This is a genomic window from Xanthomonas graminis pv. graminis (genome assembly GCF_030168915.1).
GTDB lineage: Bacteria > Pseudomonadota > Gammaproteobacteria > Xanthomonadales > Xanthomonadaceae > Xanthomonas_A > Xanthomonas_A translucens.
In genome coordinates, this window is the sequence record NZ_CP076255.1 from 4,014,637 (window position 1) to 4,028,963 (window position 14,327).

The window sequence follows — 14,327 nt, forward strand, 5'->3', positions numbered from 1 at the left end:
ATGGACATCCGCCCCATCCTTTCCACCCTGCGCCGGCACAAGACCGCCGCCGCGCTGATCGTGCTGGAGATCGCGCTTGCCTGCGCCATCGTGTGCAACGCGCTGTTCCTGATCGGCAACCGCATCGAGACCCTGCACCGGCCCAGCGGCATCGCCGAGTCGGAACTGGTGACGATCTCGCTGGGCGGCATCGGCCAGCAGGTCAACGCCGCCGCAAGGACCCGCGAGGACCTGGCCGCGTTGCGCGCCGTACCCGGCGTGCGCAATGCGACCGTGCTCAACCAGGTGCCGTTCGTGCACTACTCCTGGAACACCAGCCTGGCGCTGACCCCGGACCAGGAGCGGCCCACCCTCAACGGGGCGCAGTACATGGCCGAGGAAGGCACGCTGCAGACCCTGGGGCTGCAGTTGGTGGCCGGGCGCGACTTCACGCCCGACGAATACCTCGATCTGGAAATCGCGCAAACCGACAGGGACGCGCAGAAAAAAGGTACCGCCATCATTCTCAATCGCGCCACCGCGGAGAAGATGTTCCCCGGGCAGAATGCCCTCGGCAAGACCCTCTATACCGGACCGATCCCGGTGCGCGTGGTCGGCATCGTCGACACGCTGGCGCGGCCGGCCGCGACCAGCGGCCTGGCCGAGATCGACTACGCGATGCTGCTGCCGCTGCGCCTGAACTACACCAAGGGCCTGTACGTGCTGCGCGTCACCGACCCGGCGCGGCGCCAGGAAGTGCTCGGCGCGGCGACCGCCGCGCTGATGAAGGTGGACAACAGCCGCCTGGTGCTGAAGCAGCAGACCTATGCCGAGATCCGCGACGAATACTTCCAGGGCGACCGCGCAATGGTCTGGCTGCTCGGTGCGGTGTGCATCGCGTTGCTGATCGTGACCGCGCTGGGCATCGTCGGCCTGGCCAGTTTCTGGGTGCAGCAGCGCACCAGGCAGATCGGCATCCGTCGCGCGCTCGGCGCCACCCGCGGGCAGATCCTGCGCTATTTCCAGACCGAGAACTTCCTGCTGGCCAGCACCGGCATCGTGCTCGGCATGCTGCTGGCCTACGCGATCAACCAGTGGCTGATGGGCAAGTACGAACTGCCGCGGCTGCCGCTGTACTACCTGCCGTTCGGCGCGGTCACGCTGTGGCTGCTCGGCCAGATCGCGGTGTTCGCGCCGGCACGCCGCGCCGCGGCGGTGCCGCCGGCGGTGGCCACGCGCAGCGCCTGACCTAGCGCAGACGACGACCCGCAACCGAGGAACTTCCGGATGCTGCACTACTCCCTGATGATGGCCTGGCGCAGCCTGCTGCGCACGCCGATCGCCACCGCGCTGATGGTGCTGGCGATCGGCCTGGGCATCGGCGCAAGCATGACCATGCTGACGGTGCTGCACGTGATGTCGCGCGATCCGCTGCCTGGCAAGAGCCGGGCGCTCTACGCCCCGCACCTGGATCCGTTACCGGCGAACTATCCAGACGATCAGGAATGGGCAGATCCAGCGGACAACCTCACCTGGCCCGACGCCATGGCCTTGCTGCGCGCAAAGCGCGCGACCCACCAGGCGGCGATGGCCGGCGCACAGACGTTGCTGTGGCCGCCACACGCGGCCAGCGTGCCGCTAGACATGAGCGGCCGCTACGCCACCGCCGAATTCTTCGCCTTGTTCGGCATACCACTGGAGCGCGGACACGGCTGGAGCGCAAGCGACGACCAGAACCATGCCCGCGTCATCGTGCTCAGCCATGCGCTGGCCGACACCCTGTTCGGCGCACGCGATCCGATCGGCCAGCGGGTTGCGCTCGGCGAACAGCGGATCGGCTTCCAGGTGATCGGCGTGACCGGACACTGGAATCCGCAACCGCTGTTCTACGCCGATCCGCACAGCAAGGGCGGCTTCGGCGACCGGGACGATGTCTTCCTGCCGCTGTCCACCGCGATGGAGTTGGACATGGGCACCAGCAACAGCATCAGCGGCTGGGAACAGTTCAGCGGCAGCGATCAGGCGCGGCTCGAGGATCCCTCCACCAGCTGGCTGCAGTTCTGGGTGCAGCTGGACACGCCGCAGCAAGTGGCGGCCTATCAGCGCTTCCTTTACGACTACGCAGCGGCGCAACATGCCGACGGACGCTTCCAGCGCCCGCCGCAGCGCGCCAGGCTTTACACGCTGATGGACTGGCTGGATCACCTGCGGATGGTGCCCGATGACATCCGCCTGCAAACGCTGCTCGCACTCGGCTTTCTGTGGGTGTGCCTGGTCAACGTCATCGCCCTGCTGCTGGCGAAGTTCCTGCGCCGCGGCAGCGAGATCGGCGTGCGCCGCGCGCTCGGCGCAAGGCGCGGCCACATGCTCCTGCAGTTCGGCAGCGAAGCCGTGCTGATCGGGCTGCTCGGCGGCGCCCTGGGAACCGTGATCGCCGAGCTGGGCCTGTGGAGTGTGCGCCAGCGCCCGGACGACTATGCCAAGGTCGCGCGGATGGACCTGCAGATGCTGCTGGCCACCGTGGCGCTGGCGGTGATCGCCGCGCTGCTGGCGGGCCTGTTGCCGGCCTGGCGCGCCAGCCGGATCAACCCCGCCCTGCAGATCAAGGACATCTGACATGAATCTGCCGATCCGTCCCATCCTCTCCAGCCTGCATCACCACCGCCTCACCGCCGCGCTGCTGATGCTGCAGGTGGCGCTGACCTGCGCCTTCGTCCCCAACGCGGTGTTCCTGATCGGTGGGCGGATCGAACGGCTGCGGACCCCGAGCGGCCTGCCCGAGGACGAACTCGCGCTGATCTCGGTGCGCGGCCTGCAGGCCGGCGCCGATGCGCAGGCCCAGCAGCACGCCGACCTGCAGGCGCTGTGCGGCATTCCCGGGGTCACGGCGGCGGCCACGATCGGGTTCAGCACGCCGTTGTCCGGCGGCTCCAACGACTACGGCGGCTGCGCCGATCGGCAGGCGCTGGAGCGCGCGATCGCGCAGCGATCGATGGATGGGGCCGGTTGCATCCAGGCCACGTATTACTCCGGTTCGCCCGGCTTCGTGCAGGCGATGGGCGCGCACCTGATCGCCGGCCGCGATTTCCGTGCCGACGAATATTCCACAGCGTCGCCCAGCGCGCTGATCGTGACCCGTGCGCTGGCGCAACAGCTGTGGCCGGACCAGCCGGCCGTCGGCAAGACGCTCTACGGCGGCAATCAGAGCACCGTGGTCGGCGTGGTCGACGACCTGCTGCGCCCGACGCTGCGCAGCGCCGCGGTCGATCGCCTGGTCGCGCTGTCGCCGCAGCTGCCCACCGGCACGCAGACGCAATACCTGCTGCGCAGCGCGCCGCGGGACCGCGACCAGGTGCTGGCCGCCGCCGCGGCCGCACTGGCCAAGGCCGGCCCGCTGCGGCTGATCCCGGACGCGGGGCGACGCAGTTTCGCGCAGGTGCGGCAGCACTACTTCCAGCGCGATGCCACCATGATCGGGCTGCTGCTCGCGGCGACCACGGGCCTGCTGTTCGTCACCGCCCTGGGCATCGGCGGACTGGCCAGCTTCTGGGTCCAGCAGCGTACCCGCCAGATCGGCATCCGCCGCGCGATCGGCGCCACCCGCCGCGACATCCGGCGCTACTTCCAGACCGAGAACCTGCTGATCGTGGGCAGCGGCAGCGTGCTGGGCATGGCGCTGGCGGTGCTGCTCAACCAGGCGCTGATGCGCCACTACGACCTGTCGCGTCTGCCGCCGGGCTACCTGGTGGCGGCGGCCATGGCCTTGCTCTCGCTTGGCCAGTTCGCGGTGCTGTGGCCGGCGCAACGCGCCGCCGCCGTGCCGCCGGCAGTGGCCACGCGCAGCACCTGAGCGGGACGCTTCGGATCATGGATCGAGGGCTGATCTCGCCGGGCAGGCACCCGCTGCTGGCGGCGCCGACCGTGCTGCAGATGGCGCTCGGCTATCCGCTGCTGCTCGCCATGGGCACGCTGGCGTCCCAGGCGCATGCGCGGATGCACGCTGCCAGCGGCATCGACGACGACGCGAAGCTGCTGACGCTGCGGCTCAACGGCCGCGTGTCCGCCACGCAAGCGCAGCGCGAGGCGGCGGGATTGGGGGCGATCCCCGGCGTCCTGCGCGTGGGGGCGATCAATCGACTGCCGTTCGGACCCGAGCGCTGGAGCCCACTGATGGCACTGCGCGGCGCAGATCCGCTGGCGGCTGCGCGGCGAGCACCTGCTGCTGTGCGGCCTCGGCGACGCCCTCGGCACGGGCGTCGCCGCGCTGCTGCGCCGGGTGCTGCAGGCGGCCGCTGGCGCACACGACAAGCCGCGCGGGGACTGCGATGATGCCGCCTCGTTCTGCGTTCGCCCGTTCCGCCCCAGCCATCCGACAAGGTTCCCGATGCCCTGCATCCTGATCATCGACGACAACCCCGCTGTCGCCACCGCGCTGGAAGTGCTGTTCTCGCTGCACGACATCGAGACGGTGCATGCAGATAGTCCGGATGCCGGATTGCAGCGCCTGGCCGAGGGCGATATCGATCTGGTGCTGCAGGACATGAACTTCAGCGCCGACACCACCTCGGGCGAGGAAGGCGTGGCGCTGTTCGATGCGATCCGCGCGCGCCATCCGGACCTGCCGCTGATCCTGCTGACCGCCTGGACCCAGCTCAGCAGCGCGGTGGAACTGGTCAAGGCCGGCGCCGCCGACTACCTGGCCAAACCCTGGGACGACCGCAAGCTGCTGACCACGGTCAACAACCTGCTGGAACTGTCCGAAGCGCGGCGCGAACTGGAGCGGCGCCGCGACGGCGAACGCCGCCACCGCGAGCAGCTGGCGCAGCGCTACGACCTACGCGGCGCGGTGTTCGCCGACCCGGCCAGCGAGCGCGCCATCGCCCTGGCCTGCCAGGTCGCGCGCTCGGAACTGGCGGTGCTGATCACCGGCCCCAACGGCAGCGGCAAGGAGAAGATCGCCGAGATCGTCCAGGCCAATTCGCCGATGCGGCAGGGCCCGTTCGTGGCGCTGAACTGCGGCGCGATTCCGGCCGAGTTGATCGAAGCCGAATTGTTCGGCGCCGAGGCCGGCGCCTACACCGGCGCCAACAAGGTCCGCGAAGGCAAGTTCGAGGCCGCCGACGGCGGCACCCTGTTTCTGGACGAGATCGGCAACCTGTCGCTGGCCGGGCAGATGAAACTGCTGCGCGTGCTGGAGACCGGGCGCTTCGAACGGCTCGGCTCCAACCGCGAGCGCCAGGTCAAGGTGCGGGTGATCAGCGCCACCAATGCCGACCTGCCCACGATGATCCGCGATGGCGCGTTCCGCGAGGATCTGTACTACCGGCTCAACGCGGTGGAGCTGTCGCTGCCGGCGCTGGCCGACCGGCCCGGCGACATCCTGCCGCTGGCCGAGCACTTCCTGTCCGGCAGCAAGGCGCTGTCGGCCGGCGCCGTGCAGGCGCTGCAGCGGCATGCCTGGCCCGGCAACGTGCGCGAGCTGCGCAACGTGATCCAGCGCGCCGAACTGCTGGCCGGCGGCCGCCACATCGAGGCCGCCGACCTCAACCTGCCCAAGCCCGCGCCGCAACGCCCCGCCGCCGGTGCCGAACCGGACCGCGAGCGCATCGTCGCGGTGCTGGGCCGCGCCAACGGCGTCATCGCCCAGGCCGCGGCCGAGCTGGGGATGAGCCGGCAGGCGCTGTACCGGCGCATGGACCGCTACGGAATTCCGCGCGAATGAAACTGCAGCGCTCCTTCACCGTCGGCCTGTTCCTGCGCCTGCTGCCGGTGCTGGCGCTGGCCGCGGCGATGCCGTGGCTGCTGGCGTACTGGATGGACCGCGGCTGGGAAGTGGTGAGCTTCTCGGCGCTGTTGCTGCTGGCGCTGATGTGGTGGACGCTGCGCCGCGCCACCGCGCCGATGCGCTCGCTGTTCCGCGCCCTGGCCGGCACCGTCAGCAGCTACCGCGATGGCGAGTACAACTTCGGCGTGCACTGGCGCGGCGACGACGAACTCGGCGAAATGGTCGCCGCACACCGGCAACTGGGCGACATCCTGCGCGAACAGCGCCAGGGCCTGGCGCAACGCGAACTGATGCTCGACACCATCGTGCAGAACACGCCGGTGGCGATGCTGCTGACCTCCAACGGCGGCGACGGCCTGCGCCGCGTGGTGTTCTCCAACCTGGCCGCGCGCAAGCTGCTGCACGGCGGCTGGAAACTGGAAGGCCAGCGCCTGGACGACCTGCTGCTGGGCATGCCGCCGGCGCTGCGCGAGGCCGTGGCGCGCGGCGGCGACAGCCTGTTCACCATCGACGACGACGAGGACCCGGAAGAGGAGCAGGTCTACCATCTGTCGCGGCGCCGCTTCCGTCTCAACGGCCGCCCGCACGAACTGCTGCTGATCCGCCTGCTCACCGCCGAACTACGTCGCCAGGAAGTGCATACCTGGAAGAAGGTGATCCGGGTGATCAGCCACGAATTGAACAACTCGCTGGCGCCGATCGCCTCGCTGGCGCATTCCGGCGCCGAGCTGGTGCGGCGGCAGAAGGTGGAGCGGCTGGAAGAAGTCTTCGGCACCATCGAGGAACGCGCGCGGCACCTGGAAGGCTTCATCCGCGGCTACGCGCGCTTCGCCAAGCTGCCGCAGCCGCAATTGCAGACCGTGCACTGGGCGCAGTTCCTGGGCGGGCTGCAGCAGCAGATCCCGTTCGCGCTGGAACTGGAAGCGCACGAGCTGCACAGCCGGGTCGATCCGGCGCAGTTGCAGCAGGCGCTGCTCAACCTGGTCAAGAACGCGCACGAATCCAGCCCAGAGGGCCAGGCACCGGCCGACAGCGTGCGCATCCGCGTCTCCACCCGCCCCGAGTGGCTGCGCATCGAAGTGCTGGACCGCGGCAGCGGCATGAACGAAGCGGTGCTGCACAACGCGCTGATGCCGTTCTATTCGACCAAGCGCAACGGCACCGGCCTGGGCCTGGCGCTGACCCGCGAGATCGTCGAAGCGCACGGCGGCCGCCTGTCGCTGCAGAACCGCGACGAAGGCGGGCTGTGCGTGGCGGTGCAGCTGCCGCTGGCGTCGTCGGACTAGCCGCACCTGGAGGAGCGGCTTCAGCCGCGACGCGCGAAGCCTGGACCGCGACGGTTTCGGTAATCGGTCGGGACTGAAGTCCCTCCTACCGTGCACCCGGCGGGATGACCGCAAGTTCCTGTAGGAGCGGCTTCAGCCGCGACAGACGTGCTGAAACATCCTGTCGCGGCTGAAGCCGCTCCTACAAGGGTTCGCAACATCTGTCGGCGCACTCACTCGCGCACCGTGCCACGCTCGACGATGCGCGGCGTCCCCAGCGCACCGCAGGCATCGTCGGCGCCGGTCGTGGCCGTGGCCGGAATCGCGCCGTAGTAACCCGCGCCGACCGTGTTGTCGACGAAGCGCCCGCCCTGCGACGGGCATTCGCCCTGCTGCGGGTCGAACCAGTCGGAGAACGCGGCGTACTTGCCGGCGCGCACGAAGCGGTTGCCACGCACCAGGGTCGCGTCGGACGCATCGCGGGTGCGCACCACGTCGCCGTTGACGTCGGTGAAACTGTTGCCTTCGACCGTGTTGCCGGTTGAATGCCGCGCCAGGTACAGCGCATGGAGGTAGCCGGAGGTGTCCTTGCTGTTCTCGATCGCGCTGAACTGGTTGTCGGCGATCACGTTGTCGCGCGAGTTCTGAAGCCGGATCGCCGCGTACGAATACGCCGGATCGCCCTGGCCATGGAGGCCGCCGATGCGGGTGAAGCGCATGCCGCGGATCGTGTTGCCGGCATTGCCGTCGGCGGCCGCGTTGCTGCCGCCCAGGTCCATCGCCATCCAGTAGTCGCTGACCTCCAGGCCGACGACCTGCAGTTGGGTGCGCTGGTTGCCGCCGCCGCGCAGGGTGAACCAGGTGTCGCCACCGCGTCCGTCGAAGTGCGGCATCGTGCGTGCACCAGCGGCGGCGACGATGCGCAGCGGCGCGCCGTTACGGAACGTCCAGCGCACCGACTGGCCCAGGTAGGTGCCGGGCGCCACCACGATCTCCACGGTGGCAGGCGGCGGCTGCGCCAGTAGCCGCTGGTGCGCGGCGCTCAATGTCTTCAATGCGGTCGCGGCACTGGTCCCGGCCGCGGCATCGTTGCCGTCCGGCGCCAGGTACAGGCGGAACGTCTGCGCGTGCACGGCGCTCGCCGCCACCAGCACCATCAAGACCCACCATCGCGTACGTCGTAGCGACATCGAACACCTCCGTGAAGCATTGCGACGCTGGCACCATGCCTGGCCAGCCGCGCCGCCTTAGCGCCGCCCTGCGCGTGCGGCTGCGATGCCTGTCGCGCGCCGCCCGGCGCGCGCCGCCGGCTATTTCTTTTTCGGCCGCTTCCAGTCTTCGTGCGAGGCCTGCCGCGCCCGCGCCACCGTGAGCTGGCCGGCCGGCGCATCGCGGGTGATCACCGATCCGGCGCCGATGGTTGCGCCGGCACCGATCGTCAGCGGCGCCACCAGCGCGCTGTTGGAGCCGACGAAGACGTCGTCGCCGATCGTGGTCTGCGACTTGTTCACGCCATCGTAGTTGCAGGTGATGGTGCCGGCGCCGATGTTGACCCCGCTGCCGATCGTGGCATCGCCCAGATAACTCAGATGATTGGCCTTGCTGCCGACGCCGAGCACCGCCTGCTTGGTCTCCACGAAGTTGCCGATGTGCACGCCGTCGGCCAGCACCGTGCCCGGCCGCAGCCGCGCGAACGGACCGATCAGCACCGCGCCCTCGGTGATCACGCCTTCCAGGTCGCAATGCGCGCGCACTTCGGTGCCCGGCCCCAGCACCACGTCCTTCAAGCGCACGAACGGACCGATGCTGACCCCGTCGCCCAGTTCCACCTCGCCTTCCAGCACCACGTTCACGTCGATGCACACGTCGCGGCCCACGCGCACGCGGCCGCGCTGGTCCAGCCGGTTCGGGTCGAGCAGGTGCGCGCCCTGCTCGCACAGCGCACGCGCCGCGCGCCGCTGCCAGGCGCGCTCCAGCTGCGCCAGCTGCCATGGATCGTTGGCGCCTTCGGCCTCGATCGGATCGGCCACCAGCACCATCTCCGCCGGGGTGAATTCGGCGGCGGCGGCGGCGAACACGTCGGTGAGGTAGTACTCGCCCTGCGCGTTGTCGCTGCGCAGTTGCGCCAGCCAGCGCTTGAGCGCGGTGGATTCGGCGGTGACGATGCCGGTGTTGATGATGCGGATGCGGCGCTGCTCGTGGTCGGCCTCCTTGTGCTCCACGATCGCGGCGACCTTGCCCGCCGCGTCGCGCACGATGCGGCCGTAGCCGCTGGGGTCCTCGGGTTCGGCCACCAGTACCGCCAGCCGCCCGGGCGAATGCAGCAGGCGCAACAAGGTGTCGGCGCGGATCAACGGCACGTCGCCGTACAGCACCAGCACGGTGGCCGCATCCGGCACCGCGGCCATCGCCTGCTGCAGCGCGTGCCCGGTGCCCAGCTGCTGCGCCTGCTCGGCCCACAGCAGGTCCGGCTGCGCGCCGAACGCGGCGCGTACCGCGTCGCCGCCGTGCCCGTAGACGACATGGATCGCCGCCGGCTGCAGCTGGCGGGCGGTCTCGATCACGTGCGCCAGCATCGGCCGGCCGGCGACCGGCTGCAGCACCTTGGGCTTGGCCGACTTCATCCGCTTGCCCGCGCCGGCGGCAAGGATCACGACGTGCAAAGGCAGGCTCATGGGCAGGTTCCATTCCGGGTGAACGGGGATTTTAGAGGCAGCCGCGTGTGCGTGCCGCAATGCCCGCGCCATCGCGCCGCGGCGGCATTTACATCTGCGCGGCAGACGCTAGCATGCGCGCTTGACCCCAACCCAGGGCTTGCATGAGTCTGCTGCGCCAGGGCAGTCAATTCGTGGTGATCGGATTGCTGCAACTGCTGATCGACTGGAGCGCGTTCGTCGCGGCGACCGCCGCCGGCATACCGCCGATCCCGGCCAACGTGCTCGGCCGTGTGTGCGGGGCGCTGCTCGGCTTCTGGCTCAACGGCCGCATCACCTTCGCCAGCGACGATGGCGTGCGCCTGGGCTGGCAGCGCTTCGGCCGCTTCATGGCGATGTGGAGCGTGCTGACCCTGCTCAGCACCTGGCTGCTGGCGCTGTGCGTGGACGCGCTGGGCCTGCGCCTGGCCTGGCTGGCCAAGCCGGTGGTCGAAGGCGTGCTGGCGGTGCTGTCGTTCTTCCTCGGACGGCACGTGGTGTACCGCTAGCCGCGCTGGCCCCAGCATGCCGGCAACCCTGTAGGAGCGGCTTCAGCCGCGACGGGCGTTACGGATCGCGCCTGTCGCGGCTGAAGCCGCTCCTACAAAGTGCACAGCATGCGCCCGGCGGCAACCGGGTCGGCCTGCGCGCGCTCGGCGGCGCAGGCCGGATGCGGCTGCAAGCGGGGCGACTGCGACCCGCTCGATCCGCTCAGTGGCAGAAATCGCCCAGGCTGCGTACCAGTGCGGTGCGATGGACCTGGTCCAGCTGCCAGCGCAGCGCATAGGCCTCGGCCGCGCGCGCGGTCGTCGCCGGGCAATCCGGCGCCTGCCGGACCGCGGCGCTGGCCTGCAGCGCGTCCAGCATCTCGCCCTGCAGCTGGTCCAGGCGCGCGCGCAGCGCGGTCAGGTCCGGACGCGGCTGGTCCGGAGCGCGGCCGCGCAGCCGCCAGCGCGCCAGCAGCTGGTACTGCACCAGCTTGTTGGACTCGATCTGCATGCCGAAGAAGCGCGCCGCGTCGTCCGCGTCCACGCCGTGCGCCGGCGCCTGCGCGCGCACGTTGGCCAGCACCGCGGCCTCGCGCGTGGCATCCAGCACCGGCTTGCCGCTGTCCCATTTGCTCAGCGCGACCTGGTCGCCGATCGCGTTGCGCTCGACGATATGGTCTAGCAGCGGGTCGAGCGGGGTGGCGCTGCGCGCGGGTATCGCGCAGCCCATCATGGCGGCGCCGGCCAGCAGCGCGGTCAGCGCGCGCGGGAGTGTGGCAGCAACGAAAGCGGTCATCGTGTGTCTCCAGGGCAACCGTCTGCGTGGGGGAGGAATGTGCAGATCGGGCCGATATCTTGCCGGAGCCGGCGGACGATTGCGTTGCAGCACGCCGCGATTGCGGCGCAAGCGCGCACCCGAGTCAGCGGCGATAAAGCCAGCGCCGTGCGCCATGTCACTGTCGCGCACGCCCCACCCCGCTGCGCACGCGCTGCGGCGCATGCGTGGCCGTCGCCGCGACGGCGTGCCATCACCCGCACGCGGCGCCTTTCATCAACGAAAAACGCCGGCAATCGCCGGCGTCTTGTTCGCGGTCGTGCGGCCGCCAGGCGGCGCGCGGTTTCGCTAGTGCTTGAGGTTCTTGCGCAGGCGTTCCAGCGCCTGCAGCTGCGCGGTGACTTCCGCCAGCTTGGCCTGCGCCTCGGCCACGTCGATGCCGTCGCCGCGGTTGGCGAGCATGCGCTCGGCTTCGTCCTTGGCCTTGCGCACCGACGCCTCGTCGATGTCCTGCGCGCGGATCGCGGTGTCGGCCAGGATGGTCACCACCTGCGGCTGCACCTCGAGGATGCCGCCGGAAATGGCGAAATCCAGCTGTTCGCCGCTGGCGGTGGTGACCACCACCTTGCCGGGCTTGAGCCGGGTGATCAGCGGCGCGTGCTTGGGCGCGATGCCCAGCTCGCCCAGTTCGCCGGTGGCGACCACCAGGGTCGCTTCACCGTGGTAGATCTCATGCTCGGCGCTGACGATGTCGCAACGGATGGTGCTCATGGTGCCTCACTGGGTGCGGCGGGACTCGGGACTCGGGACTCGGGACTCGGAAAGCGGCTCGGCGGCCGCATCCTGTTCCCGGTTCTTCGACGCTCCAGCGACCCGCACTGACGATGCTCGATTGGCGATTGGCGCTTCCGCATCCCGGCCGCAGCGCGGCCAGGATCCGGATCAGGCCTTCTCGGCCATCTTCTTGGCCTTCTCGACCGCTTCTTCGATGCTGCCGACCATGTAGAACGCCTGCTCCGGCAGGTGGTCGTACTCGCCTTCGACGATGCCCTTGAAGCCGCGGATGGTGTCCTTCAACGACACGTACTTGCCCGGCGAACCGGTGAACACTTCGGCAACGTGGAACGGCTGGCTGAAGAAGCGCTCGATCTTGCGCGCGCGCGACACCGACTGCTTGTCCTCTTCGGACAGCTCGTCCATGCCCAGGATCGCGATGATGTCCTTCAGTTCCTTGTACTTCTGCAGGGTCATCTGCACGCGGCGCGCGGTGTCGTAGTGCTCGTGGCCGATCACGTTCGGATCCATCATGCGCGAGGTCGAATCCAGCGGATCCACCGCCGGGTAGATACCCAACGAGGCGATGCTGCGCGACAGCGCCACGGTCGAGTCGAGGTGGGCGAAGGTGGTCGCCGGCGACGGGTCGGTGTAATCGTCCGCGGGCACGTACACGGCCTGGATCGAGGTGATCGAGCCGGTCTTGGTCGAGGTGATGCGCTCCTGCAGCACGCCCATTTCCTCGGCCAGGGTCGGCTGGTAGCCCACCGCCGACGGCATGCGGCCCAGCAGCGCCGACACTTCGGTACCGGCCAGGGTGTAGCGGTAGATGTTGTCGACGAACAGCAGCACGTCCTTGCCCTTGCCGTTCTCGTCCTTCTCGTCGCGGAAGTACTCGGCCATGGTCAGGCCGGTCAGCGCCACGCGCAGGCGGTTGCCCGGCGGCTCGTTCATCTGGCCGTACACCATCGCGACCTTGTCCAGGACGTTGGAGTCCTTCATCTCGTGGTAGAAGTCGTTGCCCTCGCGGGTACGCTCGCCCACGCCGGCGAACACGGACAGACCCGCGTGCGCCTTGGCGATGTTGTTGATCAGTTCCATCATGTTGACGGTCTTGCCGACGCCGGCGCCGCCGAACAGGCCGACCTTGCCGCCCTTGGCGAACGGGCACATCAGGTCGATGACCTTGATGCCGGTTTCCAGCAGCTCGGTGGCCGAGGACTGGTCTTCGTAGCTCGGCGCGGCGCGGTGGATTTCCCAATGGTCGGTGGCCTGCACCTCGCCGGCCTCGTCGATCGGGCGGCCCAGCACGTCCATGATCCGGCCCAGCGTGCCCGGGCCGACCGGCACCGAGATCGCACGGCCGGTGTTGGTCGCCAGCAGGTTGCGCTTGAGGCCGTCGGTGGAACCGAGCGCGATGGTGCGCACGATGCCGTCGCCCAGCTGCTGCTGCACTTCCAGCGTGATGGCCGTGCCTTCGACCTTCAGTGCGTCGTAAATCTTCGGCACATCGGCACGCGCGAATTCGACGTCGACGACCGCGCCGATGATCTGAACGATCTTGCCCTGACTCATTTGGATAACTCCACTAATGTCTATTCGAAACTGGTGTCGGGAATGGGGAACGGGGAATCGGGAAGGGGAGGATCGAATGCGACTGCTTCGAGCATGCCCGTTTCTCCATTCCCCCTTCCCGGCTACACAGCGGCCGCGCCGCCGACGATCTCGGAAATTTCCTGGGTGATCGCCGCCTGCCGCGCCTTGTTGTAAATGAGCTGCAAGGTGCTGATCAGCTTGTTGGCGTTGTCGCTGGCGGCCTTCATCGCGACCATGCGTGCGGCATGTTCGGAGGCCACGTTCTCCAGCACCGCCTGGTACACCAGCGACTCGATGTAGCGCGTCATCACGTGCTCCAGCACGCTCGCGGCATCGGGTTCGTACAGGTAGTCCCAGTCGTGGTGCGCGACCTGGTTCTCCGCCGCCGGCAGCGGCAGCAGCTGGTCGAAGCTGGCCTTCTGCGTCATCGTGTTCACGAAGCGGTTGTAGACCAGGTAGACGCGGTCGACCTTGCCCTCGGTGAACGCATCGAGCATCACCTTGATCACGCCGATCAGCTGCTCCAGCTGCGGCACGTCGCCCAGGTGACTGACACTGCCGAGCATGTCCACCTTGAGCCGGCGGAAGAACACCGAGGCCTTCTGGCCGATGGTGACCACGTCGATGCCGGCGCCCTGGTCCTGCCACTGGCGCACTTCGCCCAGCATCTTGCGGAACAGGTTGTTGTTGAGGCCGCCGGCCAGGCCGCGATCGGAGGAGATCACGATGTAGCCGACGCGCTTGACCGCGTCGCGCTGCACCAGGAACGGATGGGTGTAGTCGGTGCTGGCCTGCGCCAGATGCCCGATCACCTGCTTCATGGCCTGCGCGTAGGGGCGCGAGGTCTTCATCCGATCCTGCGCCTTGCGGATCTTGGAGGCCGAGACCATCTCGAGCGCGCGCGTCACCTTGCGGGTGTTCTGCACGCTCTTGATCTTGGTTTTGATTTCGCGTCCGCCTGCCATTCTCTTC

General features: G+C 69.0%; 13 protein-coding genes. 7 read left to right on the forward strand and 6 right to left on the reverse strand.

What is annotated here, in order from left to right:
- The 6 genes from KHF85_RS17395 to KHF85_RS17420 are packed head-to-tail and all read left to right on the forward strand — an operon-like array spanning position 1 to position 7,050.
- Positions 1–1,227: an ABC transporter permease gene (locus tag KHF85_RS17395; protein ID WP_284567624.1), complete on the forward strand. Its 1,227-nt coding sequence runs from the start codon at positions 1–3 to the stop codon at positions 1,225–1,227.
- A gap of 39 nt (positions 1,228–1,266) precedes the next feature.
- Positions 1,267–2,595: an ABC transporter permease gene (locus KHF85_RS17400; protein ID WP_284567625.1), complete on the forward strand. Its 1,329-nt coding sequence runs from the start codon at positions 1,267–1,269 to the stop codon at positions 2,593–2,595.
- A 1-nt stretch (position 2,596) separates the two neighbouring features.
- Positions 2,597–3,829: an ABC transporter permease gene (locus KHF85_RS17405; protein ID WP_284567626.1), complete on the forward strand. Its 1,233-nt coding sequence runs from the start codon at positions 2,597–2,599 to the stop codon at positions 3,827–3,829.
- A 17-nt stretch (positions 3,830–3,846) separates the two neighbouring features.
- Positions 3,847–4,308 carry a hypothetical protein gene (locus tag KHF85_RS17410; RefSeq protein WP_284567627.1) on the forward strand — a complete coding sequence of 154 codons (462 nt, stop codon included), beginning with the start codon at positions 3,847–3,849 and terminating at the stop codon, positions 4,306–4,308.
- Between the two features lie 55 nt (positions 4,309–4,363).
- Positions 4,364–5,701: a sigma-54-dependent transcriptional regulator gene (locus KHF85_RS17415; protein WP_284567628.1), complete on the forward strand. Its 1,338-nt coding sequence runs from the start codon at positions 4,364–4,366 to the stop codon at positions 5,699–5,701.
- Positions 5,698–7,050, forward strand: coding sequence for a sensor histidine kinase (locus KHF85_RS17420; protein ID WP_284567629.1), 1,353 nt, complete (start codon positions 5,698–5,700; stop codon positions 7,048–7,050). The genes KHF85_RS17415 and KHF85_RS17420 overlap by 4 nt, the downstream gene beginning before the upstream one ends.
- A 212-nt stretch (positions 7,051–7,262) precedes the next feature.
- Here KHF85_RS17420 and KHF85_RS17425 read toward each other — a convergent pair whose 3' ends face one another.
- Together KHF85_RS17425 and glmU are read right to left on the reverse strand one after the other, a co-directional pair.
- Entirely contained in the window at positions 7,263–8,219 is a 957-nt protein-coding gene (locus KHF85_RS17425; RefSeq protein WP_284567630.1) for a DUF1565 domain-containing protein, read from the reverse strand.
- Between the two features lie 120 nt (positions 8,220–8,339).
- Positions 8,340–9,704, reverse strand: a complete 1,365-nt coding sequence (gene glmU, locus KHF85_RS17430; RefSeq protein ID WP_064542569.1) for a bifunctional UDP-N-acetylglucosamine diphosphorylase/glucosamine-1-phosphate N-acetyltransferase GlmU — start codon at positions 9,702–9,704, stop codon at positions 8,340–8,342.
- Between the two features lie 143 nt (positions 9,705–9,847).
- On the opposite strand from glmU, the gene KHF85_RS17435 reads away from it, so the two are divergent.
- Positions 9,848–10,231 (forward strand): GtrA family protein, encoded by a 384-nt coding sequence (locus tag KHF85_RS17435; RefSeq protein ID WP_284567631.1) that lies wholly within the window; start codon positions 9,848–9,850, stop codon positions 10,229–10,231.
- Between the two features lie 202 nt (positions 10,232–10,433).
- Here KHF85_RS17435 and KHF85_RS17440 read toward each other — a convergent pair whose 3' ends face one another.
- The 4 genes from KHF85_RS17440 to atpG form a co-directional block, all read right to left on the reverse strand.
- A complete protein-coding gene (locus tag KHF85_RS17440; protein ID WP_053837300.1) occupies positions 10,434–11,006 on the reverse strand; it encodes a chorismate mutase in 573 nt (190 codons plus the stop codon).
- 327 nt (positions 11,007–11,333) lie between these two features.
- Positions 11,334–11,756, reverse strand: a complete 423-nt coding sequence (locus KHF85_RS17445) for a F0F1 ATP synthase subunit epsilon (RefSeq protein ID WP_009609779.1) — start codon at positions 11,754–11,756, stop codon at positions 11,334–11,336.
- A gap of 171 nt (positions 11,757–11,927) precedes the next feature.
- Positions 11,928–13,334: a F0F1 ATP synthase subunit beta gene (atpD, locus tag KHF85_RS17450; RefSeq protein ID WP_003476072.1), complete on the reverse strand. Its 1,407-nt coding sequence runs from the start codon at positions 13,332–13,334 to the stop codon at positions 11,928–11,930.
- Between the two features lie 122 nt (positions 13,335–13,456).
- Positions 13,457–14,320 (reverse strand): F0F1 ATP synthase subunit gamma, encoded by an 864-nt coding sequence (gene atpG, locus KHF85_RS17455; protein WP_284567632.1) that lies wholly within the window; start codon positions 14,318–14,320, stop codon positions 13,457–13,459.
- Positions 14,321–14,327: the final 7 nt, after the last annotated feature.